The sequence below is a fragment of the Arminella tubonensis genome, from assembly GCF_003240585.1.
GTDB classification, from domain to species: Bacteria; Pseudomonadota; Alphaproteobacteria; order Rhizobiales; family Rhizobiaceae; genus Rhizobium; species Rhizobium tubonense.
Map to the genome: position 1 here is coordinate 77,974 of NZ_PCDP01000005.1, position 26,030 is coordinate 104,003.

Consider the following 26,030-nt stretch of genomic DNA (forward strand, 5'->3'; position numbering starts at 1 on the left):
AAGTCGGGCCGGCATCGCCCATCGGTCCATGCTCCCAGGAAGGTTAGGTTGAATGTTCCAGAACAGGACCGAAGCTCTGGCGCTTGCCGTCCCCGCGGCGCTGTTTGCCTCGGTGGTCTTCCTCGTCCCTGTTATCATGCTGCTGGCGGAAGGATTCCACTCGTCCGCCGGCGACTGGTCTCTTGCATCATATACCACATTCTTTTCCGAGACCTTGAACCGCACGGTCTTCCTGCGGACGCTGCGGCTGGCGCTTGAGGTCACGGCGGTTTCCGCCGTCATCGGCTATGCCGCAGCCTTCGCCATCGTCAACATGCCACCGAAGGGCAAAGGGCGCATGGTCGGCCTCGTGGTCCTTCCATTGATGATCTCGCCGGTGGCCAGAACCTACGCCTGGATCGTCATCCTCGGCCAAACCGGCATCGTCAACCAGGCGCTGATCGCGCTGCACCTGACCAACACGCCGCTGCGGCTGCTATTCAGCGAAACCGCCGTCTTCATCGGCCTGCTGCAGCTTTTCCTGCCGCTGATGATCCTCTCGCTGATCAGCGCGCTCGAAAACCTGCCGAGGGATGCGATACCGGCGGCGCGAGTGCTCGGCGCCAACTGGCTCCAGGTATTCTGGAAGGTCATCCTGCCGCTGACGCGCGAAGGGCTGGTGATCGGCGGCACCCTCGTCTTCACCGGCTCGCTCACCGCCTATATCACCCCTGCCATCCTCGGCGGTTCAAAGGTGCTGATGCTGGAAACCCTACTCTACCAGCGCGTCACCGTTTCCAACGATTTCGTCTCCGCCAGCGTCATTGCATTCATCCTCATCGTCATGAGCTTCGGCGCCAACCTGGTGCTTAAACGTCTTGCCACTGCGAGGGGCAGGACATGACCCGACGCCTGCTTTCACCGTTCGTCCTTTTTCTCGTGCTGGTCTTCCTGATCGGTCCGTTCGTGATCATCGTCGCCGCGTCGCTTTCGGGCGGCGAGACGCTCGCCTTTCCGCCGCAGGGCTTGTCGCTGCGCTGGGTCGCCAAGGTCTTCACCATCGACAGCTTCCGCAGCAGTTTCGCGATGTCGATGATGCTCGCCATCGGCGGCACGCTCTTTGCGCTGATCCTCGGCGTGCCTGCCGCCTATGCCTTGTCGCGCTACAAGCTGCCGTTCGGGGAGACCATCCGAACCATCGTGTCGGCGCCGGTCATCGTGCCGGGCATCATCGTCGGCCTTGCCATCCTGCGGTATCTGGTCGTGCCTTTTGCGTTCAGCGTCACGGTGGCGCTGTTCTTCGCTCATACCGCGCTGGTGCTTCCCTATGCCGTGCGTGTCGTCTCGGCCAGCCTCGACAACCTGCGGGCCGATATCGAGGAGGCCGCGGTTCTGCTCGGCTCGTCGCGCCCGGGCGCCTTCTTCCGCGTGGTGCTGCCCAATATCCGCGGCGGCGTGCTTGCCGCCTTCATTCTCGGCTTCGTCACCAGCTTCAACCAGGTGCCCGTATCGCTCTTCCTCTCCGGCCCCGGCGTGCAGACCCTGCCGATCAACATGCTCGGCTATATGGAGACCACCTACGATCCTTCCGTTGCAGCTCTATCCGCCCTGCTTGCCTTCCTTTCGGTGGGCATCGTCTTTCTCGCCGAACGCTTCCTAGGATTCTCCCGTTATGTCTGATCCCGCCTATCTTACCCTCGAAAGGCTGACGCTTGCCTATGGCGACACCGTCGCCGTGAAAGGCCTCGACCTTTCGATCGGCAGGGGCGAGCTGGTGGCGCTGCTTGGCCCGTCGGGCTGCGGCAAGACCACGACGATGCGGGCGATCGCCGGATTGCTGGCGCCAACCTCGGGCAAGATCAGTCTCGACGGTGCCGACATCACGCGTGTTTCCGCCAACAAGCGCTCCGTCGGCCTCGTCTTCCAGTCCTACGCGCTGTTTCCGCACCTCACCGTCTATGAGAACGTCGCCTTCGGCCTGCGGCTGAAGGGCATGCGCGGCGGTGATCTCGACGCCCGCGTCGGCGCCGGATTGAGATCGGTGGGCCTTGCCAACCTTTCGGGTCGCAAGCCGGGTGAGCTCTCGGGCGGCCAGCAGCAGCGTGTCGCCCTCGCCCGCTCGATGGTGATGGAACCGAAAGTGCTGCTGCTCGACGAACCGTTGTCCAACCTGGACGCCCGCCTCCGCCTCGAAATGCGCACCGAGCTGCAGCGCGTGCAGAAGGAAACCGGCGTCACGATGATCTTCGTAACGCATGACCAGGTCGAGGCGCTGGCACTGGCCGATCGCATCATAGTCATGCTGAACGGCGGCATCGAGCAGATCGGTACGCCCGAGGATATCTACAACAGGCCTATTTCGGCATTTGTTGCCGATTTCGTCGGCTTCGAGAACGTCTTTGCACTGGAGGGCGGCAAGCTGAAGACGACGAACGGGCCGGTGACGCTTTCCGAGCCGACACCAAGCGATACAGCGGGCCTTGCCTGGCGGCCGCGTGCGGTCACTCTGGGCTCAGGCCCTTTCCAGGGTACTGTGCGCGGCACGTCCTTTGCCGGCAACACCCGCGAATATCTGCTCGACACGGCGCTCGGCCCGATCAAGGCCGAGGTGGATGCGGCACTTGGCGCCCACGCAATGGGTAGCACGCTCTTGTTCGATCTTCCTGTCGCTTCCGCGGCCCCCTTGAAAAGGTTTGGGTGAGACTATGGGAGTCTGGATCGATACCGATATGGGGTTCGACGATATCGCGGCCATTCTCGTGGTGGCGCATTCGAACCTAGCGATCGACGGTGTTTCGCTGGTCTGCGGCAACGCGCCGCTAGCACAGGTTCGCGCCAATGCGGCAGGTGCGGCGTCAACCTTCGGCTGGGACTTCCCAATTCACAGCGGGCGCGAGCTGCCGGTGCTGTGCAGGCTGGAGACGGCGCAGCGGGTGCTTGGTGACAGCGGCATTCCGACCACAGGCCGCAGCCTGCCGCCGGCAGCCGAGCTTGCGACGAGCGATGCCTTCTCGGCACTTTGCTCCTGGCTCGAAGGCAGCTTCGGGCCGCGGCGCATCCTGGCGCTCGGACCGCTGACCAATATCGCAGCGCTGGCACTGGCGCGACCAGATCTTGCCCGCCGCATCACCGAGCTCACCTGGATGGGCGGCGCCGTCACATCAGGCAACCACACTGCGTCCGCAGAGTTCAACGCCTATGCCGACCCCGAGGCATTGGCCATCGTTCTTGCACACGGGCTTCCGCTCAGAATGGTCGACCTCGATATCTGTCGCCGGGTACTGGCGAAGCCCGAGGACGCAAACCCGATCCGCCAGGTGCCCGGCAAGAACGCCGAGCTGCTGGCAGACCTCTTTGCCGGCTATATCGACATCGCCATCAGCCGGGGACGACCCGCCATGGCGATCTATGATCCGACCGCGGCCGCCATCTTCATTGCCCCGGAGATTGCCACTTTCCGCCATGCCCAGGTCGACGTCGAGTTGCAGGGTCAACACACCCGCGGGCGTACCGTCGTCGAGACGCGGGCTTCCCACGCGACGTTCAATGCCCATTACGCTGCCGAGATCGATGCGGAGATGGCTCGCGTCATCATCCTCGGCGCACTTGTCAACGAGGCGCGCCGATGAACGATCCTTCTCTCCGAGAACCCGTTGACCTCAATATTCCCGAGCTGCGAGCCCGTGCCGTTGCGTCAGCGCGCGGCGACGCGCCTTTCGACCTGCTGATCACTGGCGGCAAGATCGTCGACATGGTCACGGGGCAAGTCCGCGACGCCGACATCGGCATCGTCGGGCCACTGATTGCCAGCGTCCACGCATCCGGCACGCGTCAGGACGCGACAGAGACGATCGACGCATCAGGTACCTTCGTTTCTCCGGGTTTGATCGACATGCACATGCATATCGAGAGCTCGATGATTACCCCGGCGGCCTATGCTGAGGCCGTGATGCCGCGTGGCGTGACGACGATCGTCTGGGATCCGCATGAGCTCGGCAATGTCCATGGCCTCGCCGGCGTGCGCTGGGCGATCGACGCGACGCGGTCGCTTCCCCTCCGGGTCATTCCGCTGGCGCCTTCCTGCGTGCCCTCGGCGCCAGGGTTGGAGCTGGCGGGTGCGGATTTCGACGCCTCGAAGATTGAGGAGATACTCTCCAGACCCGAGATCGGCGGCGTCGCCGAAGTGATGAACATGCGCGGCGTCATCGACGGCGATCCGCGCATGACTGCAATCGTCAATGCCGGTCTTGCCTCAGGCAAGCCGGTCTTCGGACACGCGCGTGGGCTTGAAGGCGCCGATCTCAACGCCTTCATGGCGGCCGGCGTGACCTCCGACCACGAACTGACCTCCGGCACCGATCTGCTGAGCAAGCTTTCCGCCGGCCTGACAATCGAACTGCGTGGCTCGCACGACCATCTGCTGACGCAATTCGTCGAGGTCATCAACGGTCTCGGCCACATGCCGCAAACTGTCACGCTCTGCACCGACGACGTGTTTCCCGACGAGCTTTTTTTCGACGGCGGCCTCGATGACGTAGTCCGGCGGCTGGTGCGCGACGGATTGAAGGCGGAATGGGCGTTGCGGGCGGCAACGCTGAATGCCGCCATGCGGCTCCAGCGTCCCGACCTCGGCCTGATCGCCGCTGGTCGCCGCGCCGACATCGTGCTCTTCGAGGACCTCCGGGATTTCAAGGCGCACAAGGTTATCGCCAATGGCAAAGTCGTTGCCCGGGGAGGCGAGGCCACCTTTTCGGCAGTCCCGCTCGATGCCACGCCGCTTCGCCATTCTGTCAAGCTTTCAGCGTTTTCGGAGGACGATTTCCGGGTGCCGGCGGCAGGCGGACAAGTGCGCATCGCGACGATCGACAGGCCGCGCTTTACGCAATGGGGCGAGATGGATGCGAAGGTCGAGGATGGGTTCATCACGCCGCCCGACGACGCGACGATGATTGCCGTCGCCCACCGCCATGGCTTGGCAGACGGCCGCCCTCGCGTCGGTTTTCTCAGAGGTTGGGGCGAATGGCGGGGCGCCTTCTGCACCACGGTTTCGCATGACAGCCACAACCTGACGGTATTCGGCGGCAACGTCCGCGACATGACGCTTGCCGCCAATGCCGTGATCGCTGCGGGAGGTGGCATGGCCGTTGCCTCGAACGGGTGGATCGAGGCCATCTTGCCATTGCCTCTGTCCGGGCTCATCACGGAAGCGTCGCTCAGGGATACGGCCTTGGCGTTCCGTGCCCTGCGCAAGGCGATGGAGAAAGTCGTCGACTGGAAGCCGCCTTATCTCGTCTTCAAGGCCTGCTTCGGCGCCACGCTCGCCTGCAACATCGGCCCGCACCAGACCGATCTGGGGATCGCAGACGTTGCGGCAGGGAGATTGCTGGCAAGCCCGGTGATACACGAATAGGTCTCACCCCGGTCGCTCTCAGCAGGTGTGCCGGATATCCCTGCCTCCTAGGCGTTCACATTCAATTCCTGCTCGACCAGCGCTGTCCAGAAGGCAACGCCCGAGGCGATGGCGTCATCGTTGAAATCGTAGGCGGTGTTGTGGTGCAGGGCGCCGTCGACGGCGGGGCCGTTGCCCAGCCAGACGTAGCAGCCGGGCGCGTTCTCCGCGAAAAAGGAAAAGTCGTCTCCGGCGGTCGAAGGCGGAAACCGCGTCAGCACCTTCTTGCCAAAGACCGCAGTCGCGGCAGCAAGTGCCCGCGCCGTCGCATCCGGATCGTTGACAACGGGTGAGATCCTCCGTTCGAATTCGTAGTCGACTTCCATGCCGAACATGACTGCCGTGCCACGGGCCAGGCGGCCAATTTCCTGCTCCAGCTGGTCGCGGACCTCAGACGTATAGGCTCGCGCGGTGCCGCCGATCTCCACTGTGTCGGGAATGACGTTCAACGCCTCAGGATTTCCGGCCTGCAGCGAGCAGGTGCTGACGACGGCCGGCTGCAGCGGGTCGACGACGCGGCCGACGATCGTCTGCAGGGACGAGAGGAACGTTGCGGCGGCAGTTATCGGATCCTTGCCCAGATGCGGCTTGGCACCATGGGTGCCGGTGCCACGAAAAGTGACGCGCCAGCTGTCAGAGGAGGCAAGCTGCGGCCCTTCGACAACAGCCATTTCGTCGGTCGCCAACCCCGGCATATTGTGCAGGCCATATACGGCGTCGCATGGGAAGAGCTCGAACAGGCCCTCCTCGACCATGCGCCTTGCGCCGCCCCTTCCCTCCTCCGCCGGCTGAAAGATAAAATGCACGGTCCCCGAAAAGTTACGCGTCGCAGCCAGCCGGCGGGCAGCCCCGACGAGCATCGCCGTGTGCCCGTCATGGCCGCAGGCATGCATCTTGCCGGGCACCGTCGAGCTGTAAGGACGGTCCGCCTTTTCCGGCATGGCGAGGGCATCCATGTCCGCCCGCAATCCGATGACCCGCGTTCCGTTTCCGACCTGCAGCGTGCCGACCACGCCGGTCTTGGCGAGGCCGCGATGAACTGCAATACCGGCTTCCGCCAAGAGGTTGGCGACGATTGTGCTTGTGCGCTCCTCCTCGAAGCCGAGTTCCGGGTGAGCGTGCAGATCGCGGCGCAGTGCGGTCAGGAACGTGAGCTCGCCGGCAGTCCGATTGGCAATAGTCATCAAAGGATATTCCTGGTTGCGGCACGAATATCCGTTCCGCGTATAAGGGCAATGTTTCTTTATTTAAGAAAAAGCCAGTGGATACAACCAGTTTCGCCGCTGTCGATTGCCGTAGCTCGGGATTGGCAACGCACTCAGTCGGCGCTATGGCAGACCTCGATCTGGGGCGACGCCATCGCAGCGTAGTCGCCGAGCAATCGCAATCGGAGCAGGATTTGACATGAGCAATCAGACAGAAGCAAGGCTTGCGGCATTGCGGGCAAAGATGAGGGAAACCGGTACGGGCCTCGTCGCGGTCGCGCCGGGATCGCATATGGAATGGATCCTCGGTTTCCATCCGCATCCAGACGAGCGACCTTGCCTGCTGCTGATCGCGGCGGAGAAAGAGGCGTTTCTGATGCCCGCGCTGAATGCCGAGGGAACGCGGGCCGAGACCGACATAGCCTTCTTCAACTGGTCGGATGCGGAAGGCCCGAACGCTGCGCTCGAGGAAGCGCTGAATGCCATCGATGCGTCCGATCCCGGGCGTGTTGCGCTCGACGAGACCATGCGCGCCGATTTCGCCTTGCTGCTGCTCGACGCACTTCCAGAGGTGGAGCGGGATTTTACGCACCCTACGCTCGGCGCTTTGCGGATGCGCAAGAGTAGCGGCGAGTACGAGGTGCTGAAGGCGAACGCGGCGATCGCGGACCGGGCGATGCTGGCGGCCTTCGCCAAAATCCGCCCGGGAATGACGGAGAAAGAGGTTGCAGCCGAGATTCGCGCGCATTTCCTGTCGGAAGGCGCTGCGCCCGCCTTCTGGATCGTCGGCTCCGGCCCGAACGGCGCCTTCCCGCATCACTCAACCGGCGACCGCGTCATTGCGGAGGGCGATGCCGTGGTCATCGACATCGGGGGCCGCAGCCGGGGCTTTCCGAGCGACATGACCCGCATGGCGGTGATTGGCCTGCCGCCGGAAGGCTATGGTGAGATCCACGTGATCGTCGAAAAGGCCGTTCAGGCCGCACTCAAGGCCGCCAGGCCCGGCGCACTGGCGCGCGAGGTCGACGAGGCCGCCCGCAAGGTGATCTCGGATGCCGGCTATGGCGAGTATTTCGTCCATCGCACCGGACATGGCCTCGGGATCGACATCCACGAGCCGCCTTATATCACCTCGACATCCGAGACGGTTCTCGATGAAGGAATGGTCTTTTCGATCGAGCCGGGAATCTACCTGCCCGGCCGCTTCGGAATCCGACTGGAAGATATTGTCATCCTGCGCGCGGACGGCCCTGAAATACTCTCATCGCTGCCGCGCACCGTGCATGTGGTGCGAAGCTGAGCTGAAGCTGCCCTAGCTGGCCACAGCCTTGAAGACATGAGCCTTGCCGAGCACGGCAACCTGCACCGTGCTGCCGACTGCGGGAAGACCGACACCGGAGCTCTTGACGACCAGCGGCGCGCCGCCGAGCGCAAGCGTCACCGCGCAAACGGCGCCGCCGAATTCCACGTCCACCACCTTGGCGGAGCAGGTCTGGAGTGGTTCAGGCCCTTCGATCATCGCCGTCAGGCGAAGCTGTTCGGGGCGCAGCATGATGTCGGCCCTGCCTCGTCGATCTTTTGTATCCGCTTCAATGCGGCCAAGAAGGCAATCGGCAAAACCGTCGGCGACTTCGGCCTGCATCAATATCGCATCGCCGAGGAAGGTCGCCGTCTCGCGGTCGACGGGGTTCAGATAGAGCGTCTGCGGGGTTCCGGCCTGAACCAGCCTTCCGTCGCGAAGCACCGCAACCTGATCGGCGAAGGATAGCGCCTCGGCCTGGTCGTGGGTCACCAATATGGCAGTGATGCCGGCATTCTGCAGCACACGGGAGACAGCCTTGCGCATGTTTTCGCGCAGTCCAGTGTCGAGCGCCGAGAAGGGTTCGTCAAGCAGCATCAGGCGCGGCTTGCGGGCGAGCGCGCGGGCGAGGGCCACCCGCTGCTGCTGGCCGCCGGAAAGCTGGTGCGGTCGCCGATCGAGCATAGTGCGGTCGAGCTCGACCATGTCGACAAGATCATGGATCAGGGTTTCGCGATTGGGGGTACCGCGCTCCATGCCGAAGCCGATGTTGTCGGCGACGCTCAGATGCGGAAACAGCGCGCCATCCTGCGAAACGATACCGATGCCGCGGCGATGAGCCGGCACGATCGCCGGACCATCTGCCAGCGTCTCACCCTCAAGGACGACCTGTCCGACATCGGGCTGCTCGAAACCAGCGATAATGCGCAGGAGGGTCGTCTTGCCCGAACCGGATGGGCCGACGATCGCCGTGCGGCTGCCGGCAACGACGTCGAGATCGATGCGGTCCAATGCCAGCACCGGTCCGTAGCGCTTGCTGATGTCTTTGATCGTCAGGAAAGTCATTGGCCGGCCGTCCGCTTGGATTGCACGTAGAGAAGGAGTGTCAGCGGCAGCGATAGCACGACCATCATGAAGGCATAGGGTGCCGCCGAGACATAATCGATTTCGCTGGTCAGCGACCAGAATTTCGTGGCCAGCGTTACCGTGCCGTTCGGCGAAAGCATCAGGGTCGCGGTCAGTTCGTTGGTGATACCGAGGGCGACGAGCGCCATGCTGGCGGCAGCGCCGGGTGCGGCGAGCCGCATGGTGACCTGGCGCACCGCCTGTCCTGGCGTCCGGCCGAGCGCCATGGCGGCACGTTCAAGCTCTACAGGCGCCTGGGCGATGCTGGAGCGGAGCCCGACCATGGCGCGCGGCAGGAATAGCAGGACATAGGCGAGCAATAGGGTTGCAAAAGTCTGGTAGAGCGGCAGGAACAGCTTCACGGTGATAGACACCAGTGCAAGCGCCACGACCACCCCCGGCAGCGACCCGACATAGTAGTGGCAGGCCTCCAGCAGGCGCTGCAGCCGGCCAGGGGCCCTGACGGAAAGCCAGGCCATCGGCGCTGCCGCGATCGTCGCCAGCATGCCACCGGCGACTGCGAGCACGATCGTCTGGAGAAAGGCGGAGCCAACGGTTTCCGTCTGCCATATGCCGATGCCGCCGATGAACAGCCAACGTGCCAGCGTCACGAAAGGCACGCCGAGCGTCAGTGCGGCGGTCGCAACCGGCAGCGCGATACAGGGCAGCATCATCCAGCCCAGCCGCCGGCGGTCTGCAGGGCGGGCGGCTCCTGAGCCGACGCGGGCGTAGCGTTCATTGCCGCGGACCAACACTTCAAAGCCGAGCAGCAGCAGGCAACAGAGGACGAGCACGCCGCCGAGCATGTTGGCGGCGGGACTGTTATAGGCCGACTGGAACTGATCGACGATCGCAGTGGCGAACGTGTCGAAGCGGATCATGACGAACAGGCCGTATTCGGACAGCAGGTGCAGTCCTATCAGAAGGGAGCCGCTGCAGATCGCGAGGCGCAGCTGCGGCAGCACGGCGCGGAAGAACACGCTGCGCGGACCAAGGCCAAGCGAAGCGGCTGCATCCTCGATCGCCGGATCGAGACGGCGGAGTGCAGCGGCGACAGGCAGGTAGAGGAAAGGATAATAGGCAAGCACCGAAACCAGCACGCCGCTCCAGAGCCCTCGCATTCCGGGGACGAGGCTGACCCAGGCGTAGCTGTGCACGAAGGCCGGGACGGCGAGCGGCGCTACGGCGAGCCACGACCAGAGGCGGGCGCCGGGAATATCGGTTCGCTCCGTCAGCCAGGCGAGCGCGACGGCGAGGAGGATGCAAAGCGGGATGGTGCAGACTTCAAGAAGGACGGTGTTGATCAGAAGTTCGCCGACGCGGCCTCGGAAGACCAACGCGACGACTTCGGTCCAGCCGGTCCGGATGGTGACCCAGATGATGAAACCGAGCGGGACGAGGCTCAGAAGCGAAACGACCGAAGCAATGGCGATCAGGGACGCATGCGGAAAACCGGCGCGCGGCGCGGCATGAGGCAAGTGAGCCACGGCGGCATGGCCGGCCTGTCCGGCATATGTGTTCTTCTGCAGCAAGTCCTGGCTGCCTCTCATTCCCGGAAACACGACGGCAACCGCCAGGGAAGGGCGATTGCCGTTTTCATATGGTCGCGATCGGCTATCGCTGCCCCTGAGCCATTTCCGATTTGATACTGTCAAATCGGAAACTCTAACCTTTTGTTTTGTCGCATTTTCTATCGAGAAACCGGCGTCCGTCTTCCCGGAAAATGCTCTAGCAGGGCAGGCGATCCTCGCGCAAGACCTATCAGATGAGGCCTGCGGCCGTCATCAGGTCGGTAACCTTCTTGCTGTTCAGCTTCGAGGGCTCGACCTTCGGTGCCTGAAGGTCTGCGAGAGGGGTGAGCTTGGGGTTCGACTGTGCGCCATTGCCCACGGCGTATTCAAAGCTGTCGCCATCGCGCAGCACGGTCTGTCCACCCTTGCCGGTAACCCACTTCAGGAATGCCTGGGCGTCCTTCTGGTGCTGGCTGGAGGCGAGCACGCCGCCGCCCGAAATGCTGACGAACGCGCCCGGATCCTGGTTCTTGAAGTAATGCAGCGCGACGTTCTTGCTGTTTTCACCGGTCTTGGCCTGATCGCCGAACCAGTAGTAGTGGTAGATCACCGCGCCTTCGACTTCACCGGCGTTGACCGCCTTCATGGCGACGCTGTTGCCCTTGTATGGGGTCGCGTTCTCTTTCAGGGCCTTCAGCCAGGCGGCCGTGGCATCCTCACCCTTCAATTCGAGCAGAGCGCTGACAATCGCCTGGAAATCGGCGCCGGCGGGAGATGCGCCCCAGCGGCCCTTCCACTTGGGATCGGCGAGATTGAGCAGCGACTTCGGCAGGTCGGCTTCCTTGAGCTTGGTCTTGTCATAGGCAAAGACGGTCGAACGGGCGGCAACGCCGGTCCACTTGCCGTCGGCCGACTTGAAGGTTTCCGGCACCTGGGCAAGCGTATCGGCATCGACCGGCGCGAACAGGCCCGAGGCGTCCACGAGGGTCATCGCGGGGGAATTTTCCGTCAGAAATACGTCGGCGGGAGAGGCAGCGCCCTCCTCGATTATCTGATTTGCAAACTGCATGTCGCTGCCGTTGCGAACCGTGACCTTGATGCCGGTTTCCTTGGTGAAGCCATCAGCCCAGGCCTTTGCCAGCGATTCATGCTGGGCGTTATAGACGACGATGCCTTCGCTGTCCGCGGCGTTAACAGCAGTCGAAAGGAGCGGAGCGGCAGCTAGGCCGACCGCCAGTGCGAAAGCACCGGAGAAATGCGAAAATGAAAATGTCATGGACGTCCTCTTGCTAGTAACACCCCGTCATCGACGGCGACGGGTTAGCCTATATTTAACATGATTATTCTTTTCAAGTTTCTTCGCGTTACAGGACATCACGAAATTTTGAGGCGGCGGAACCCGACCCGGAAACATTAGGAATGCGAAAAGCATTGTATTCAAATCAATAGAATGCTAACGAATAGCATGGAAACGGATCTGAAGACATCGTGGGCCGAATTCGCGCCGCTGCTGGTCATTTGCGGGCGGGGATGGCGACGGGCGCTCAACATAATGCTGACGGAGCACAATCTTTCCGATGCTACGGCTGCACCGCTGATTACCTTGCTGCGGCATGGAGACCTGGTCCCGCAAGGTGTCCTTGCCGAGCGGGTCGGGGTCGAAGGGCCGACGCTGGTGCGGGTGCTGGACGGACTGGAGAGCGACGGCCTGATCTGCCGCGTTCCTGATGACGCCGATCGCCGCATTAAACTGGTTCAATTGACGGCCGAAGGCACCAAGGTTGCCGAACGCTGCGAACGTTGCGCTGCCGAACTGCGCAAGATCATGCTTGGGGACATCGAACCCGAGCAAATGCACGCCGCGCTCGAGGTCATGCGCAGCGTTGCGGCCAAGGCAGCCGCCTTCACCGGGACTGAGGACAATGACGACTAAGAGCATATCTGCGATTTCTCCGCTCCGACCCGAATTCCTGGATGTGGTCTTTTCGCTGAAGACATTCGCCGCGGCGATGCTGGCATTGTTCATCGCGCTTTGCTTCGACCTGCAAAACCCCTATTGGGCGGTCGGCACGGTCTACATCGTCTCGCACCCGCTCTCCGGCGCCAGTACGTCGAAGGCGATCTACCGGCTTCTCGGCACTGGAATAGGTGGTGCCATGACCGTCGTTCTGGTACCGAACCTGATCAATTCACCTGAACTGCTGACCCTTGCTATCTCGGTGTGGATGGGTGTCTGCCTGGCTATCAGCCTGCTCGACCGGACGCCGCGCAGCTATACCTTCATGCTGGCGGGATATACGACAGCGCTCACCGGCTTTCCCATCGTCGCGAGCCCGGATACCGCATTCACTTATGTGACAGCGCGGGTCATCGAGATTGCGCTCGGGATCATCTGCGCGGCAGTTGTCAGCCGGGTCGTGTTTCCGCGACATGCCGGACCGGTCCTTGCGAACCGTATAGACAACTGGCTGAAGGATGGTGCTGCGTTGGCGATAGGCACCTTGGATGGGCGCCATCATGATCCGGCACTTACCTGCCTGGTCCAGAAGCTTGCCGCCGACGCGGTCGACCTCAGAACTTTTACCACCCACGTCTCCTACGACACCTCGGGTCATCGCGAGATCGTCGGTCTTGCGCGCACGCTGCAACGGCGCATGGTGGCAATGTTGCCGATCGCTTCCGGCCTTGCCGATGTGCTGTCGACGCTTTCCCGGGCAACCGGAGGTTCCTATACGCCGGCGATCTGCCGGCTGATCGAGGAGACCTCCCCTTGGCTCGAAAGCGGCACGCCGCTGTTGGAAGACAAGCGCCAGGCATTTCTCGATCTGATGGCGAAGGCTGAAATCGAAGCCGTCCCGATGCTGCAATGGGACCGGCTTCTGGTTCAGAACGTCGTTGCCCGGATACGGGACCTCATTCAGATCTGGAGCGATTGCGTCGACCTGAAAAGCGATATCGTTTCGGGCTCGCGGCACGATCTGCGCTGGCAGAGGTTCGGCACGTCGCTCGACAGGCGGCCGATGCACAGAGACTACGGCATGGCCTTGCACTCCGGTCTTTCCGCGATGCTCGCCACCTTCGTGGCCTCTGCCTTCTGGATCGTGACCGGTTGGCCGCAGGGCGCTGCAGCGGCGATGATGGCGGGCGTCCTCTGCTGCATCTTTTCCTCCATGGACGATCCTGTTCCGGCAATGCGCGGCTTTCTGATCGCGAGCCTTGTTGCGGTCGCTGCCGCCTTCGCGTTCGAATTCGGCTTGATGCCGCTGCTCCACGGCTATCTGCCTCTCGCCGCGGCGCTCGGTCTCGTTCTTATCCCCGCCGGGGTTTTCATGGCACGTCCGTCAACCATGCTGCTTGGCATGGGATTCTGCGTCAACCTGCCGAACATGCTTTCGCTGCAGGGCCGGCTCAACCTGGATTTCGAGACTTTCGTCAATTCCAATATCGCACTCATTACCGGCCTTGTGATCGCCTGCGGTACCACCGCCCTGGTTCGCTCCGTCGGTGCGGAATGGAGCGCGCATCGCCTGCTGCGCGCCGGCTGGTCGGACGTCGCAGCCGCTGCCCGCAAACCGAAAGGCGACGATATCACCGGACTGCTTCACCGCATGGTCGATCGGCTGGGGTTGATCGCACCGCGGCTTGCGGCCATCCCGGCCGGCTCATATGTCGCGCAAAGCGATGTGCTGAAGGATCTTCGAAACGGTCTCAACACCGTTGAGCTGCAACGACACAAGACGCTTCTGTCCCGCGACGATCGCGCCGCAGTCGACGAGGTGCTCGATTCGGTTGCGGCCTACTACGACGGCAAGCGCCGAAAGGCTGCGAATGATCCGGGCCACGCCTTTCTTGCCGCGCTCGATCGATCGCTCGTCGCCCTTGGCAAAAGCGAGGATTCGCCGGCCCTTGCGAGCACCCGGCGCGCACTGACCGGGCTGCGCTACAGCCTTTTCCCCGAGGCAATCATATTCGCCGCCAATGAGAACCAGCCTGTCGGGGAAATTGATGCGAAGGAAAAAGCAGCATGAGCCCGGAACTCAACCTTTATGGCGTCTTTGTCCCGACGCTCGGCGCTATCGCCTTCTTCAGCTTCTTCCTCAACGTCGTCGTCAGGCGGCTGCTGGCTCGCATCGGCTTCTACCGCCTTGTCTGGCATCGACCGCTGTTCGACACGGCAATGTATTTTTGCCTGTTTGGCGCACTGACGCTTTCAATCAATCGGATACCGCTATGAAATCGCTTCTTGCCCTTTCCGGTCGCTTTATGCTGACCGGCGTCGTGCTTGTGCTCGCCGGCGTGCTCGGATGGCACCTGTGGGACTACTACATGAACGCACCCTGGACCCGCGACGGCAAGGTGCGCGCCGATGTCGTGCACATCGCCGCCGATGTCTCCGGCTTCGTCAGCGATGTCGCGGTCACGGACAACCAGACTGTCAAGAAAGGCGATGTGATCTTCCGCATAGACCAGGCCCGCTTTGCACTCGCACTGCGCCAGGCGCAATCGCAGATCGACAGCGCGCAAGCCGCTCTCGACATGGCCAAGAGCGACGTCGACCTTTACCAGAGGCTCGGCGACGGCTCCGTGACACGCCAGAAGCTGCAGCAGGCGCAGACGACCGTCGCGCAGGACCAGGCTGCATACGAACAGGCGGTCATCAGCCGCGACACGGCTCAGCTGAACCTCGACCGTTCGACCATCCGCGCGCCCGTCAACGGCATCCTCACCAACTTCTCGCTGCAGCCCGGCAACTATGTGACCGCAGGCAGTGCCGTGACCGCGTTGATCGACGCCGACAGCTACTACATTGCCGGCTATTTCGAGGAGAACAAGCTGGATCGCATCAAGGTCGGCGATGCTGCCGTCATCCACCTGATGGGCAGCAGGGACGGCCTGAAGGGTCACGTCGTCGGCGTTGCCGGCGGCATCGAGGATCGCGAGCGCAGCGATACGGCGAGCTCCCTTGCCAATGTCACCCCGACATTCACCTGGGTGCGCCTCGCCCAGCGTATTCCTGTGCGGGTGGCACTGGACGCCATGCCTACCGATACGGCCCTGGTCGCGGGGCGCACAGCGAGCGTCACGATCATCAACTGACAGTAAGCCAGACAGCAAAAAGCCGCGGCACTTCCGGCGCCGCGGCTTTTTTGCTGTGTAACGACGCTCGATCAGCTGTCGAGCGTTTCGAGTTTGCGACTGAAAGCGAGTGCGGCCAATGTACAGAGAGCACCGGACAAAAGGTAGTAGCCGGCAAATGCGATGCCGAACTGGCTGGAGAGGCTAAGCGCCACGAAAGGCGCGAAGCCCGCCCCGATCAGCCAGGAAAGGTCCGACGTCATGGCGGCGCCCGTATAGCGATAGGTTTGGCCGAAGCGCGACGCCAGTGCACCGGCAGCCTGGCCGAAAGAGAGGCCGAGCAACGAGAAGCCTACGATAACATAGGTGTATCGGCCGGTCTGACCCGCACTCAGCAACAACGGGGCAATGAAGCTGAAGATCGCGATCAGTACCGCACAGACGGCAAGCTGGCCGCGACGGCCGATGCGGTCGGCCACCAGGCCGGAAACGACGATACCGGCAATGCAGAATATCGCGCCGATAAACTCGACCATGAGGAAGGCTGCAGGCGTCTGCTCGCTATAGAGGGTGACCCAGCCGAGCGGAAAAACCGTCATCAGGTGAAAGAGCGCGAAGCTCGCGAGCGGGGCAAAGGCGCCGATCACGACATCGCGGCCATGGGCCCGCAGCATGTCGATGACGCGGGTCGCTTCCAATTCGTGACGCTCGAGCAGCGCGCCGAACTCCGGCGTCGCGACGATGCGAAGACGTGCGAAAAGTGCAACGACGTTCACCGCGAACGCACAGAAGAACGGGTAGCGCCAACCCCATTCGAGGAAGTCGGCATCCGATAGGCTGAAGACGAAATAGGCAAACAGGGCGCTCGCGATCATAAAGCCGATCGGCGCGCCGAGCTGCGGGATCATCGCGTACCAGCCGCGATGCTTCGAAGGCGCATTCAGCGCCAAGAGGGAGGCCAGGCCATCCCAGGCGCCGCCCAGCGCCAGGCCCTGGCCGATACGGAAGGCCGCAAGCAGGCCGATTGCCGAAGTTCCGAGCTCGTTATATCCGCCAAGGAAGCTGATCGAGACCGTCGAGCCACCGAGCAGGAAGAGGGCGATCGTCAGCTTGACGCCGCGACCATAGGTCCTGTCGATCGCCATGAAAATCACCGAACCGATCGGGCGGGCGATGAAGGCCAACGAGAAGATCAGGAACGAATAAAGCGTGCCATGCAGGGGATCAGCGAAGGGAAAGAACAGTTTTGGGAAAACCAGCACCGACGCGATGCCATAGACGAAGAAATCGAAGAATTCCGAGGTGCGGCCAATCACCACGCCGATGGCAATGTTGCCAGGCGCTACCGGCTTGTCGGAATGGATCTTGCGCGCATCGCGCTCGAAGCCGGACGATGTCGGCTCCACGGACTGATGTGTTACTGCTGCCATAAAAAGCCTCCCCTGCTGAGGTGGATCCCTCCAAGAATCCACCACCAAGAGAGATGTTGAACTAAGCTACAGGCTTATCAAGTGTTGAGGCCGGAAATAGTTCACAAATTTCGTCCCTGGCTCCCATGTTTTTGACTTTTTGCCCGGCCTCAGTTTGTTCGCAGCCTGCCGGTAGCCATTTTCGTCGACGCGGATATATTAGCATTCCAGGAACAATTATCGCCTGGATAAATCCTTCTGGATTTTTCAGGATTTTGTCGGTACGTCCGAAAATTCGGAGTTACCGCATTGCAGTATGTTTGCTGCGGTGCGACGAAACACCTCATATCGTTCATGACCCCGGTCCTTTAGTCGCCGTGAGGTCGAAACAAAAAGAGCTTTGAGACGTGCCCAGAGTATCAAAGATTTTAAGCCGTTTTTCCGTTCTGTCCCTGCTGTTTCTGCTCGGGGGCTGCAACATGGTGGTCATGGCTCCATCTGGCGATATCGCCGTTCAGCAGCGTGACCTCATCATCATCTCGACGGTGCTGATGTTGCTGATCATCATCCCGGTGATCTTCCTGACGCTGTTCTTCGCGTGGAAATACCGCCAGGCGAACACGGATGCGAAGTATGATCCCGAATGGCACCACTCGACCCGTCTCGAGGTAGTGATCTGGTCTGCGCCGCTGGTGATCATCATCGCGCTTGGCGCCGTTACCTGGATCAGCACGCATAAGCTCGATCCCTACCGGCCGCTGGACCGTATCGATTCCACGACGCCTCTGGCGCAGGACGTCAAGCCTCTGACCGTCGAGGTCGTGGCGCTCGACTGGAAATGGCTGTTCTTCTATCCCGACCTCGGCATTGCCACCGTCAACGAGATGGCGGCACCCGTTAACACGCCGATCAACTTCAAGATCACGTCTTCCGCTGTCATGAACTCCTTCTTCATTCCGGCGCTCGCAGGCCAGATCTACGCGATGCCGGGCATGGAAACGAAGCTGCATGCGGTCATCAACAAGCCCGGCGAATTCGAGGGGCTGTCGGCGAACTATAGCGGCGCCGGTTTCTCGCACATGCGCTTCAAGTTCCACGGTCTCGACCAGGCTGGGTTCGACCAGTGGGTTCAGAAGGCCAAGTCGGAGGGGTCTGCCCTTGGTCGCCCGGAATACCTCGAGCTGGCCAAGCCGAGCGAGAGGGTGCCGGTTCGTTATTTCTCCACGGTCGACGACGGCCTCTACAACGCGATCCTCAACATGTGTGCCGATCCCAACAAGATGTGCATGAACGAGATGATGATGATCGACATGAAGGGCGGCGGCGGCAAGGAGAGCGAGCATAACCGCGCCCGGCTGATCTACGACAATCGCGACGCGGACGCTGGCGGTATCACGCCCGCTGCCGGCGAGGCGCAACACGACGACCATTCGATGCCAGGCATGGACATGGGATCTGGCATGAAGATGGGCGGCGATGCCCCCGCCAAGCCGAGCAACTGATCTCGTCGTGCAATCAAGAACAAGACATTCATAAGGACAGAGGCAATCCATGTTTTCCAACCCGGACCTCTTGAAACTGATCTTCGGCAAGCTGACGCTCGATGCCTTTCCCTACCACGAGCCTATCCTCGTTGGCACGTTCATCGCCGTGGCTATCGGCGGAGCTGCGGTATTCGGTGCGCTCACCTATTTCCGCCTCTGGGGCTATCTCTGGAGCGAGTGGTTCACCAGCGTCGATCACAAGAAGATCGGCATCATGTATGTCGTGCTCGCGCTCATCATGCTGCTGCGCGGCTTTTCCGACGCGCTGATGATGCGCCTGCAGCAGGCGATGGCCTTCAACGGCTCCGACGGCTTCCTGCCGCCACACCACTATGACCAGGTCTTCACGGCGCACGGCGTCATCATGATCTTCTTCGTGGCGATGCCGCTGGTGACCGGACTGATCAACTTCGTCGTGCCGCTGCAGATCGGCGCCCGCGACGTTTCTTTCCCGTTCCTCAACAATTTCAGCTTCTGGATGACGACAGCGGGCGCGATCATCATCATGATCTCGCTGTTCATCGGTGAGTTCGCACGCACGGGCTGGCTTGCCTACCCTCCGCTTTCGGAAGCCGCGTACAGCCCTGATGTCGGTGTCGACTATTACATCTGGGGCCTGCAGATCGCCGGTATCGGCACTCTTCTCTCGGGCATCAACCTGATCGCCACCATCGTCAAGATGCGTGCGCCCGGCATGACCATGATGAAGATGCCGATCTTCACCTGGACCGCGCTCTGCACCAACGTGCTGATCGTTGCCGCTTTTCCGGTGCTGACCGCCGTGCTCGCCCTGCTGTCGCTCGACCGCTACGCCGGCACGAACTTCTTCACCAACGATCTCGGCGGCAATCCGATGATGTATGTCAACCTCATCTGGATCTGGGGCCATCCGGAAGTCTACATCCTGATCCTTCCGGCTTTCGGTGTGTTTTCGGAAGTGGTCGCCACCTTCTGCAGCAAGCGGCTGTTCGGCTATGCATCGATGGTCTACGCCACCGTCGTCATCACCATCCTTTCCTATCTCGTCTGGCTCCACCACTTCTTCACGATGGGCTCGGGTGCAAGCGTCAACTCGTTCTTCGGCATCACGACGATGATCATATCGATCCCGACGGGGGCCAAGATGTTCAACTGGCTCTTCACGATGTATCGCGGCCGCATCCGCTTCGAGGTGCCGATGCTTTGGACGATGGGCTTCATGGTGACCTTCGTCATCGGCGGCATGACGGGCGTGCTGCTCGCCGTTCCCCCGGCCGACTTCGTGCTCCACAACAGCCTGTTCCTCATCGCCCATTTCCACAACGTCATCATCGGCGGCGTGGTCTTCGGGATGTTTGCCGGCATCACCTATTGGTTCCCGAAGGCATTCGGCTTCAAGCTCGATCCCTTCTGGGGCAAGATGTCCTTCTGGTTGTGGCTGACCGGCTTCTACTTCGCGTTCATGCCGCTCTACGTCCTCGGCCTGATGGGCGTCACCCGCCGCGTCAGCCAGTTCGACGATCCCTCGCTGCAGATCTACTTCGTCACCGCTGCCTTCGGCGCTGTTCTGATCGCATGCGGCATCGGTTCGTTCATTATCCAGCTGTACGTCAGCATCAAGAACCGCGAAGCCCTGCGCGACTTCACCGGCGACCCCTGGGGCGGCCGAACGCTCGAATGGTCGACCTCCTCGCCGCCTCCGGAATATAATTTCGCCATGACGCCGATCGTCTACGATCACGATTCATGGTGGGACATGAAGAACCGCGGGCACGTTCGTCCGACCGGAGGCTATCTGCCGATCCATATGCCAAAGAACACCGGCACGGGGATCATCCTCGGCGGCCTCAGCGTTGCCTTCGCCTTCGGCATGATCTGGCACATCTGGTGGCTGGCCGGGCTGTGCTTCGTCGCCATGCTGGCAATCGCGATCGGGCATACCTTCAACTACAAGCGCGACTTCTACATTCCTGTCGACGATGTCGTCAGAACCGAAAATGCGCGCACGAAGCTGCTGGCAGGACAGGTATAGGACGATGACGACAACGCATGCTGACATGACCGCAGAGGGCGAAGCCCCGGCCTTCTATCTGACGGAAGAGCACCATCCGGAGGGGAGCACCATGCTCGGCTTCTGGATCTACATCATGAGCGACTGCCTGATCTTCGCGGTGCTCTTTGCCACATACGCAGTGCTCGGCCGCAGCTACGCGGCCGGCCCCTCTCCGGCCGATCTGTTCGAGCTGCCGGTCGTCGCGGTCAACACCTCGATGCTGCTGCTCTCCTCGATCACCTATGGCTTTGCCATGCTGACGATGGAGAAGAACAACATGAAGGCGACGCTCCTTTGGCTCGCCGTCACGGGGATTTTCGGTGCCGCATTCGTCGGGCTCGAGCTCAACGAATTCTGGCACCTTATCCAGGAGGGTGCAGGCCCGCAGCGCAGCGCCTTCCTGTCCGCATTCTTCACGCTGGTCGGGACCCACGGCCTGCACGTTACCGTCGGCATCGTCTGGCTGATCACGCTGATGATCCAGGTCGGGCAGCGCGGGCTGATTGCCGAAAACAAGCGCCGCCTGATGTGTCTGTCGATGTTCTGGCACTTCCTCGACGTCGTCTGGATCGGCGTCTTCTCCTTCGTCTATCTCATGGGAGTCCTCGGATGAGCTCGAACGCACACACGCCACATCATTCGGGCGACGGCCATTCTCACGATACGCATGGGCACGACGCGCATGGCCATCAGGCCAGCCATGGGACGTTCAAGAGCTACATGACGGGCTTCGTGCTTTCCGTCATTCTGACCGCCATTCCTTTCTGGCTGGTCATGGCCAAGGTATTCGAAAGCCCCGTCACCACTGCGGCGCTGGTGATGGCGCTCGGCGCCATCCAGATCGTCGTGCACATGATCTACTTCCTCCACATGGACACCAAGTCCGAAGGCGGCTGGAACATGATGGCCCTGATCTTCACGGTGGTGCTCGTGGTGATCGCACTCAGCGGCTCCCTCTGGGTGATGCACAACCTCAACGTCAACATGATGCCGATGTCTCCCGAGATGATGCGCAACGTGCCTTGAAGATGGCGCGGGCGACTACAAATCGCCCGCCGCTCGCCCCCCGGCCGATGCCGTCCGGCCCGCGCCTCCGACGGAGCCTCGCGCATAATGACAGACAGTCCCCCATCCACCGCTGCTCAATCCCGATCCCGTTCGCTGCTCACGCTTGGAATATGGGTCGCTTCGCTGCTCGTGCTCACTGCCGTGCTGATCGCACTCGGCGTCTGGCAGGTGGAGCGGCTACACTGGAAGCTCGACCTGATCGCGCGGGTCGACGCACGTGTGCATGCGCCGCCGCAGCCGGCACCCGGGCCGTCGGAATGGCCGTCCGTCAATGCCAAAGACGACGAGTATCGCCGCATCCAGGCGACCGGCACGCTGCTGAACGATGACGAGGCGCAGGTCTACGCCGTCACCGATCTCGGACCGGGTTACTGGGTCATGACACCTTTGAAGGTTGCCGACGGTACGATCATCCTTATCAACCGCGGCTTCGTGCCGACCGATCGTCGAGACCGAGCAAAGCGAACGGACGGCAACCCGTCTGGCCAGGTCACCATCACCGGCCTGCTGCGCCTCAGCGAACCCTTGGGCACGCTGCTGCGGTCCAACGTGCCCGCCGCCGAGCGCTGGTATTCACGCGACGTCGCGGCGATTGCCCGCAGCCGAGGCCTGACAAACGTCGCGCCCTATTTCATGGACGCAGATGCGACGCCCAATATCGGCGGGCTTCCGGTTGGCGGCCTGACGCAGCTGGTCTTTCCGAACAGCCATCTTGTCTACGCCATCACATGGTTCGGCATGGCGGCGATGACGCTGGGGATGACCGTCTATCTCGTTCGCTCCGAACGGCGCCGCACGAGGTCCTGAAACGACGACACCGCCGTCTTGCGACAGCGGTGTCCAGCTTCCAGTCTGAATTTGTTACCAGCGCGGCCCGTAGTGCCAACCGTAGTAGCGCGGACGGTAGTAGCCCCAGCCGTAAGGCGGCGGCGGGCGACGTCCCCAATAGCGCGGCGGCGGGCCACGCCAGGCATTCGGACGGCATTCGCCCCAAGGGGTTGCGTGCCATCCACGGCCACAGGCGTAGTCGACCGTCACGACGGAGGATACGCTTTCGGTAGTGGCGGATTTGGCGATCGGCATGGCCTCGACAGAAGTGGCGGCCAGTCCACCCAACAGGACAGCGCTGACAATCACGGACGATTTCATCTTGGTAGACCCTTTATCCTTAGTCCCTTGCGGCATCCAGTAAAAGCCCGGATGCATGAACCGAGGCTGAACCAAAATTGACATTTTCGTGGCGAAATCAAGGTCATAGTCACTACCCGTTCTATGATGGCGGGCAAGGATTTGATCGCAGGCGTTGTAGCGTCACAACAGCTTCATCAATCGGGTTTAAGTGAAAAATGTTATTTACCATATGGGGAACTGGTCATGGTTGACGTCGTTTCGGGCAGTAGTGGAAGCAGCGAGGCTTCGCATCCAGTCCACCGATCAGGCGGTTCGCCTAAATGGTTCCTTCCGCTCTTCGGTTTGGTGGTGGTGGGTGGACTTGGCTACATCGCCTACGCGCTCGGCCGCGACCTTGCAACGGCCAGCGCCGTTCCGTGGATTCTGCTCGGCCTGGCTCTCCTGATCGCGCTCGGCTTCGAGTTCGTCAATGGTTTCCACGACACCGCCAACGCCGTTGCGACCGTCATCTACACGCGCTCGATGCCGGCCGAACTGGCGGTCATCTGGTCAGGCTTCTTCAACTTCCTCGGCGTATTGACGTCCAGCGGCGCTGTCGCATTCGGCATCCTGGCGCTGCTTCCAGTCGAGCTGATCCTGCAGGTCGGCTCCGGCTCCGGTCTCGCCATGGTCTTTGCGCTGCTGATCGCCGCGATCGTCTGGAATCTCGGCACCTGGTATCTCGGCCTCCCATCCTCCAGCTCGCACACGCTTGTCGGCTCGATCATCGGCGTCGGTCTCGCCAATCAGTTTCTTGCACCCACTGGCAGTGCCACAAGCGGCGTCGAATGGGGGCAGGTCAGCAATGTCGGTCTGTCACTCCTGATTTCGCCTGTCATCGGCTTCGGTCTTTCGGCCGTTCTTCTGCTGGTGATGAAAACTCTCGTTCGCAACAAGGCGCTCTATGAGGCCCCCAAGACGAACGCTCCGCCGCCGCTCTGGATCCGCGCGCTGTTGATTTTCACCTGTACGGGTGTCAGTTTCGCACATGGCTCCAACGACGGTCAGAAGGGCATGGGTCTCATCATGCTCATCCTGATCGGCCTTGTACCTACTGCTTTCGCGCTCAATCGCACCCCCGATATCAACTATCTCGACGCGTACAAGTCGACGTCCGCACAGGTCGAGACAGCTCTTGGAAAATATGTGAAGCCGGGTGTTGCAGCTCCGGCCGATCCGAAGGCCGCTGTCAGCGATGCCGTCAAGAACAAGACCTGGTCGGATGCAACAACGCCGGCGCTGCAGGCCTATATTCATTCGACAAGTGAAGAGGTTTCGGGATACCCGACGATCGAAAGGCTTCCGAACGGCCTGGTCGGCAATATCCGCAATGACATCTATCTGATCGGCGAAGCATTGAAGCTGATCGACAAGCAGAAGCTGCTGCCGATGAACCCCGCCGATCTGCAGGCGGTCACTGCCTATCACAAGTCGGTCGACAACGCGACGAAGTTCATTCCGCTCTGGGTCAAGGTCGCGGTCGCGCTGGCACTCGGCCTAGGGACGATGATCGGATGGAAGCGCATCGTCGTTACCGTCGGCGAGAAGATCGGCAAGTCACATCTGACCTATGGTCAGGGTGCTGCCGCAGAGGTAGTGGCGATGATCACCATCGGCGCCGCCGACCATCTCGGCCTTCCGGTCTCGACGACGCATGTCCTCTCCTCAGGCGTTGCCGGCACGATGGCCGCCAACGGCTCCGGTCTGCAGTGGTCTACCGTTCGCAATATGCTGATGGCATGGGTCCTGACGCTGCCGGCGTCGATTGCTCTGGCCTTCATTCTCTTCGTGATGCTGCGCCACGTATTCTAACACTCGCGGCCCACTCGGGTGTTGCCGCAGATGAAAATAGCCCGCGATCATGTTTGATCGCGGGCTATTCTTTAACCGGATATCGCTCCGGTATTCGTCACGCTCGATACTGCCGTGCGTGCGGATCAGCGCTTGGTTGCGCGCTTTGCCGGAGCAGCCTTGGTCTTTTGAGCAGGCTCGAGGAGCGCCTCTTCAGCTTCCTTCTGTAGCCGCAACTCCTTCAAGTGCGCGGTCTTCTTGAGACGTGCGGCCATCTCTTCGCTTGCGATTGCCCGAAACGGTGGATTATCGGCAGCCGCCTTTTCGCGCTTGGCAATCTTTTCCGGGTTAAACAAATTGTCCTTGCCACTCTTTGGCATGCCGCATTTCCTTCGTTGGGTTGAACTGCAGCGGCGGAAGAAACGGCAATCCCGTTTCAGCCAATATTCTCGCGCAGTGACGTCGCGTCGCCGGCGCGCGTCAAAGTTTTCGTCAGACGGACTGCAGCGTATCAGCCGACATCTTGCCGGATTTCTTGTCGCGCGTCAGTTCATAGGAAATTTTCTGACCATCGCTCAGGCTACTCATGCCAGCCCGCTCCACTGCCGAGATATGAACGAACACATCCTGAGAGCCGTCGTCCGGTTGAATGAATCCGAAGCCCTTTGCTGCATTGAACCATTTGACTGTACCTGTAGCCACGACGATCTTCCTTTTTGGCTGACATAGAAGAAGAACCGCGGGCACAGCCCGACGGTATTGGAGACCGATGTTGAAAGGGAGTTCGGGCGCCGGTGCGCGGGAACAAAATTCGTCCAGCAAGATCGATGGCCTCAATGTACGGGATGAACGTCGTCGTGGCAAGGACGGAGGCAATACCGGTCTGCGGTCGAAGGGGCGCCAACAATATCCCGCTCCCTCTAGCCGTCGCCTTAGGAACTCAACCTGTGCATGGCAGCGGGCTGCTGTTTGATTTTGTTTTGGGTGTTGGACTTCAGTCGCTTGCTCGGTCCAGTCTACCTGAAGCACTACCTTGCCTGACCGGCCTTCACCATCCCGACATCCGTGTCCCCCGAACGACAAAAAGCCCGCTTGTCTTGCGACATTGCGGGCTTTTGGGTTTGTTTTGGTTTGGTTGCGGGGGCAGGATTTGAACCTGCGGCCTTCAGGTTATGAGCCTGACGAGCTACCGGGCTGCTCCACCCCGCGGAAGTCGATGCCGGTGTACCGACATGTGTTGTCTCAAAGACAGAAAGGGCCGCGTTGAGCGGCCCTTTTATGGCTTTGGGCCGGGTTTGTTAGGAGAAGATGATCTTTTGTGCGAACGGGGGCAAGGTTTAGTTTGCTCGTGTTCACATTGAATGTTGCGTT

Annotated in this window: 24 protein-coding genes and 1 tRNA gene; 16 read left to right on the forward strand and 9 right to left on the reverse strand. The window is 61.4% G+C overall.

What is annotated here, in order from left to right; all coding sequences use genetic code 11:
• Nucleotides 1–52: 52 nt before the first annotated feature.
• From CPY51_RS05220 to CPY51_RS05240, 5 genes are read left to right on the forward strand one after another with little or no spacing between them, the layout of a single operon-like run.
• Complete coding sequence (locus tag CPY51_RS05220) at nt 53–883, forward strand: ABC transporter permease (RefSeq protein WP_111159056.1); 831 nt, start codon at nt 53–55, stop codon at nt 881–883.
• The gene (locus tag CPY51_RS05225) at nt 880–1,659 is read left to right on the forward strand and encodes an ABC transporter permease (RefSeq protein ID WP_111159059.1); all 780 of its coding nucleotides are present in this window, start codon (nt 880–882) and stop codon (nt 1,657–1,659) included. Before CPY51_RS05220 ends, CPY51_RS05225 begins: the two co-directional genes overlap by 4 nt.
• Nucleotides 1,652–2,680: an ABC transporter ATP-binding protein gene (locus CPY51_RS05230; RefSeq protein WP_111159061.1), complete on the forward strand. Its 1,029-nt coding sequence runs from the start codon at nt 1,652–1,654 to the stop codon at nt 2,678–2,680. The genes CPY51_RS05225 and CPY51_RS05230 overlap by 8 nt, the downstream gene beginning before the upstream one ends.
• A 4-nt stretch (nt 2,681–2,684) precedes the next feature.
• Entirely contained in the window at nt 2,685–3,608 is a 924-nt protein-coding gene (locus CPY51_RS05235; protein ID WP_111159063.1) for a nucleoside hydrolase, read from the forward strand.
• Nucleotides 3,605–5,389, forward strand: coding sequence for an adenine deaminase (locus CPY51_RS05240; RefSeq protein WP_111159065.1), 1,785 nt, complete (start codon nt 3,605–3,607; stop codon nt 5,387–5,389). The genes CPY51_RS05235 and CPY51_RS05240 overlap by 4 nt, the downstream gene beginning before the upstream one ends.
• A 47-nt stretch (nt 5,390–5,436) precedes the next feature.
• Here the strand turns inward: CPY51_RS05240 and CPY51_RS05245 are convergent, their stop codons facing one another.
• Nucleotides 5,437–6,612: a M20 aminoacylase family protein gene (locus CPY51_RS05245; RefSeq protein WP_111159067.1), complete on the reverse strand. Its 1,176-nt coding sequence runs from the start codon at nt 6,610–6,612 to the stop codon at nt 5,437–5,439.
• Nucleotides 6,613–6,832: 220 nt separating this feature from the next.
• Here CPY51_RS05245 and CPY51_RS05250 point away from each other — a divergent pair, with 220 nt between their 5' ends.
• On the forward strand, nt 6,833–7,933 hold the full coding sequence (locus tag CPY51_RS05250) for a M24 family metallopeptidase (RefSeq protein WP_111159069.1): 1,101 nt from the start codon (nt 6,833–6,835) through the stop codon (nt 7,931–7,933).
• A gap of 12 nt (nt 7,934–7,945) precedes the next feature.
• Here the strand turns inward: CPY51_RS05250 and CPY51_RS05255 are convergent, their stop codons facing one another.
• From CPY51_RS05255 to CPY51_RS05265, 3 genes are all read right to left on the reverse strand, one after another.
• Nucleotides 7,946–8,998 (reverse strand): ABC transporter ATP-binding protein, encoded by a 1,053-nt coding sequence (locus tag CPY51_RS05255; RefSeq protein ID WP_111159071.1) that lies wholly within the window; start codon nt 8,996–8,998, stop codon nt 7,946–7,948.
• Entirely contained in the window at nt 8,995–10,608 is a 1,614-nt protein-coding gene (locus CPY51_RS05260) for an ABC transporter permease (RefSeq protein ID WP_195909429.1), read from the reverse strand. Before CPY51_RS05260 ends, CPY51_RS05255 begins: the two co-directional genes overlap by 4 nt.
• A gap of 211 nt (nt 10,609–10,819) precedes the next feature.
• Nucleotides 10,820–11,845, reverse strand: a complete 1,026-nt coding sequence (locus CPY51_RS05265) for an iron ABC transporter substrate-binding protein (protein ID WP_111159073.1) — start codon at nt 11,843–11,845, stop codon at nt 10,820–10,822.
• A gap of 189 nt (nt 11,846–12,034) precedes the next feature.
• Between CPY51_RS05265 and CPY51_RS05270 the strand changes: the two genes are divergently transcribed.
• Genes CPY51_RS05270 through CPY51_RS05285 form a run of 4 tightly spaced genes read left to right on the forward strand, consistent with a single transcriptional unit; the run spans nt 12,035 to nt 15,666 of the window.
• Nucleotides 12,035–12,502, forward strand: a complete 468-nt coding sequence (locus CPY51_RS05270; RefSeq protein WP_111159075.1) for a MarR family winged helix-turn-helix transcriptional regulator — start codon at nt 12,035–12,037, stop codon at nt 12,500–12,502.
• Nucleotides 12,503–12,506: 4 nt separating this feature from the next.
• Entirely contained in the window at nt 12,507–14,597 is a 2,091-nt protein-coding gene (locus tag CPY51_RS05275) for an FUSC family protein (RefSeq protein ID WP_195909430.1), read from the forward strand.
• Nucleotides 14,594–14,803, forward strand: a complete 210-nt coding sequence (locus CPY51_RS05280) for a DUF1656 domain-containing protein (RefSeq protein WP_111159078.1) — start codon at nt 14,594–14,596, stop codon at nt 14,801–14,803. The genes CPY51_RS05275 and CPY51_RS05280 overlap by 4 nt, the downstream gene beginning before the upstream one ends.
• A complete protein-coding gene (locus tag CPY51_RS05285; RefSeq protein ID WP_111159080.1) occupies nt 14,800–15,666 on the forward strand; it encodes an efflux RND transporter periplasmic adaptor subunit in 867 nt (288 codons plus the stop codon). The genes CPY51_RS05280 and CPY51_RS05285 overlap by 4 nt, the downstream gene beginning before the upstream one ends.
• Nucleotides 15,667–15,737: 71 nt before the next feature.
• On the opposite strand, the gene CPY51_RS05290 is transcribed toward CPY51_RS05285, so the two are convergent.
• Nucleotides 15,738–17,075: an MFS transporter gene (locus CPY51_RS05290; protein ID WP_111159082.1), complete on the reverse strand. Its 1,338-nt coding sequence runs from the start codon at nt 17,073–17,075 to the stop codon at nt 15,738–15,740.
• Nucleotides 17,076–17,461: 386 nt separating this feature from the next.
• Between CPY51_RS05290 and cyoA the strand changes: the two genes are divergently transcribed.
• From cyoA to CPY51_RS05315, 5 genes are all read left to right on the forward strand, one after another.
• Complete coding sequence (cyoA, locus tag CPY51_RS05295) at nt 17,462–18,556, forward strand: ubiquinol oxidase subunit II (RefSeq protein WP_111159084.1); 1,095 nt, start codon at nt 17,462–17,464, stop codon at nt 18,554–18,556.
• A 49-nt stretch (nt 18,557–18,605) separates the two neighbouring features.
• Complete coding sequence (gene cyoB, locus CPY51_RS05300) at nt 18,606–20,609, forward strand: cytochrome o ubiquinol oxidase subunit I (protein ID WP_111159086.1); 2,004 nt, start codon at nt 18,606–18,608, stop codon at nt 20,607–20,609.
• A gap of 4 nt (nt 20,610–20,613) precedes the next feature.
• Complete coding sequence (cyoC, locus tag CPY51_RS05305) at nt 20,614–21,243, forward strand: cytochrome o ubiquinol oxidase subunit III (protein ID WP_111159088.1); 630 nt, start codon at nt 20,614–20,616, stop codon at nt 21,241–21,243.
• The gene (cyoD, locus tag CPY51_RS05310; RefSeq protein WP_111159090.1) at nt 21,240–21,656 is read left to right on the forward strand and encodes a cytochrome o ubiquinol oxidase subunit IV; all 417 of its coding nucleotides are present in this window, start codon (nt 21,240–21,242) and stop codon (nt 21,654–21,656) included. Before cyoC ends, cyoD begins: the two co-directional genes overlap by 4 nt.
• Before the next feature lie 87 nt (nt 21,657–21,743).
• Nucleotides 21,744–22,505 (forward strand): SURF1 family protein, encoded by a 762-nt coding sequence (locus CPY51_RS05315; protein ID WP_111159092.1) that lies wholly within the window; start codon nt 21,744–21,746, stop codon nt 22,503–22,505.
• A gap of 54 nt (nt 22,506–22,559) precedes the next feature.
• On the opposite strand, the gene CPY51_RS05320 is transcribed toward CPY51_RS05315, so the two are convergent.
• On the reverse strand, nt 22,560–22,847 hold the full coding sequence (locus CPY51_RS05320) for a GCG_CRPN prefix-to-repeats domain-containing protein (RefSeq protein WP_111159094.1): 288 nt from the start codon (nt 22,845–22,847) through the stop codon (nt 22,560–22,562).
• Nucleotides 22,848–23,072: 225 nt separating this feature from the next.
• On the opposite strand from CPY51_RS05320, the gene CPY51_RS05325 reads away from it, so the two are divergent.
• Entirely contained in the window at nt 23,073–24,680 is a 1,608-nt protein-coding gene (locus tag CPY51_RS05325; RefSeq protein WP_111159096.1) for an inorganic phosphate transporter, read from the forward strand.
• 125 nt (nt 24,681–24,805) lie between these two features.
• Here CPY51_RS05325 and CPY51_RS05330 read toward each other — a convergent pair whose 3' ends face one another.
• The 3 genes from CPY51_RS05330 to CPY51_RS05340 all read right to left on the reverse strand — a co-directional run bounded on the left by CPY51_RS05330 (nt 24,806) and on the right by CPY51_RS05340 (nt 25,868).
• On the reverse strand, nt 24,806–25,039 hold the full coding sequence (locus CPY51_RS05330) for a hypothetical protein (protein ID WP_111159098.1): 234 nt from the start codon (nt 25,037–25,039) through the stop codon (nt 24,806–24,808).
• A 112-nt stretch (nt 25,040–25,151) separates the two neighbouring features.
• Complete coding sequence (locus CPY51_RS05335; protein WP_111159100.1) at nt 25,152–25,361, reverse strand: cold-shock protein; 210 nt, start codon at nt 25,359–25,361, stop codon at nt 25,152–25,154.
• A 430-nt stretch (nt 25,362–25,791) separates the two neighbouring features.
• Nucleotides 25,792–25,868, reverse strand: a tRNA-Met gene (locus CPY51_RS05340).
• Nucleotides 25,869–26,030: the final 162 nt, after the last annotated feature.

What these genes read in the sequence shown, in the direction of transcription:
- CPY51_RS05265 (WP_111159073.1), bottom strand. Translation starts at nt 11,845, where the DNA reads ATGACATTTTCATTTTCGCATTTCTCCGGTGCTTTCGCACTGGCGGTC.
- cyoD (WP_111159090.1), top strand. Translation starts at nt 21,240, where the DNA reads ATGAGCTCGAACGCACACACGCCACATCATTCGGGCGACGGCCATTCT.
- CPY51_RS05245 (WP_111159067.1), bottom strand. Translation starts at nt 6,612, where the DNA reads ATGACTATTGCCAATCGGACTGCCGGCGAGCTCACGTTCCTGACCGCA.
- CPY51_RS05250 (WP_111159069.1), top strand. Translation starts at nt 6,833, where the DNA reads ATGAGCAATCAGACAGAAGCAAGGCTTGCGGCATTGCGGGCAAAGATG.
- CPY51_RS05260 (WP_195909429.1), bottom strand. Translation starts at nt 10,608, where the DNA reads ATGAGAGGCAGCCAGGACTTGCTGCAGAAGAACACATATGCCGGACAG.
- CPY51_RS05255 (WP_111159071.1), bottom strand. Translation starts at nt 8,998, where the DNA reads ATGACTTTCCTGACGATCAAAGACATCAGCAAGCGCTACGGACCGGTG.
- CPY51_RS05220 (WP_111159056.1), top strand. Translation starts at nt 53, where the DNA reads ATGTTCCAGAACAGGACCGAAGCTCTGGCGCTTGCCGTCCCCGCGGCG.
- CPY51_RS05285 (WP_111159080.1), top strand. Translation starts at nt 14,800, where the DNA reads ATGAAATCGCTTCTTGCCCTTTCCGGTCGCTTTATGCTGACCGGCGTC.
- CPY51_RS05270 (WP_111159075.1), top strand. Translation starts at nt 12,035, where the DNA reads ATGGAAACGGATCTGAAGACATCGTGGGCCGAATTCGCGCCGCTGCTG.
- cyoB (WP_111159086.1), top strand. Translation starts at nt 18,606, where the DNA reads ATGTTTTCCAACCCGGACCTCTTGAAACTGATCTTCGGCAAGCTGACG.
- CPY51_RS05325 (WP_111159096.1), top strand. Translation starts at nt 23,073, where the DNA reads ATGGTTGACGTCGTTTCGGGCAGTAGTGGAAGCAGCGAGGCTTCGCAT.
- CPY51_RS05240 (WP_111159065.1), top strand. Translation starts at nt 3,605, where the DNA reads ATGAACGATCCTTCTCTCCGAGAACCCGTTGACCTCAATATTCCCGAG.
- CPY51_RS05320 (WP_111159094.1), bottom strand. Translation starts at nt 22,847, where the DNA reads ATGAAATCGTCCGTGATTGTCAGCGCTGTCCTGTTGGGTGGACTGGCC.
- CPY51_RS05330 (WP_111159098.1), bottom strand. Translation starts at nt 25,039, where the DNA reads ATGCCAAAGAGTGGCAAGGACAATTTGTTTAACCCGGAAAAGATTGCC.
- CPY51_RS05235 (WP_111159063.1), top strand. Translation starts at nt 2,685, where the DNA reads ATGGGAGTCTGGATCGATACCGATATGGGGTTCGACGATATCGCGGCC.
- CPY51_RS05290 (WP_111159082.1), bottom strand. Translation starts at nt 17,075, where the DNA reads ATGGCAGCAGTAACACATCAGTCCGTGGAGCCGACATCGTCCGGCTTC.
- cyoC (WP_111159088.1), top strand. Translation starts at nt 20,614, where the DNA reads ATGACGACAACGCATGCTGACATGACCGCAGAGGGCGAAGCCCCGGCC.
- CPY51_RS05280 (WP_111159078.1), top strand. Translation starts at nt 14,594, where the DNA reads ATGAGCCCGGAACTCAACCTTTATGGCGTCTTTGTCCCGACGCTCGGC.
- CPY51_RS05315 (WP_111159092.1), top strand. Translation starts at nt 21,744, where the DNA reads ATGACAGACAGTCCCCCATCCACCGCTGCTCAATCCCGATCCCGTTCG.
- CPY51_RS05230 (WP_111159061.1), top strand. Translation starts at nt 1,652, where the DNA reads ATGTCTGATCCCGCCTATCTTACCCTCGAAAGGCTGACGCTTGCCTAT.
- CPY51_RS05225 (WP_111159059.1), top strand. Translation starts at nt 880, where the DNA reads ATGACCCGACGCCTGCTTTCACCGTTCGTCCTTTTTCTCGTGCTGGTC.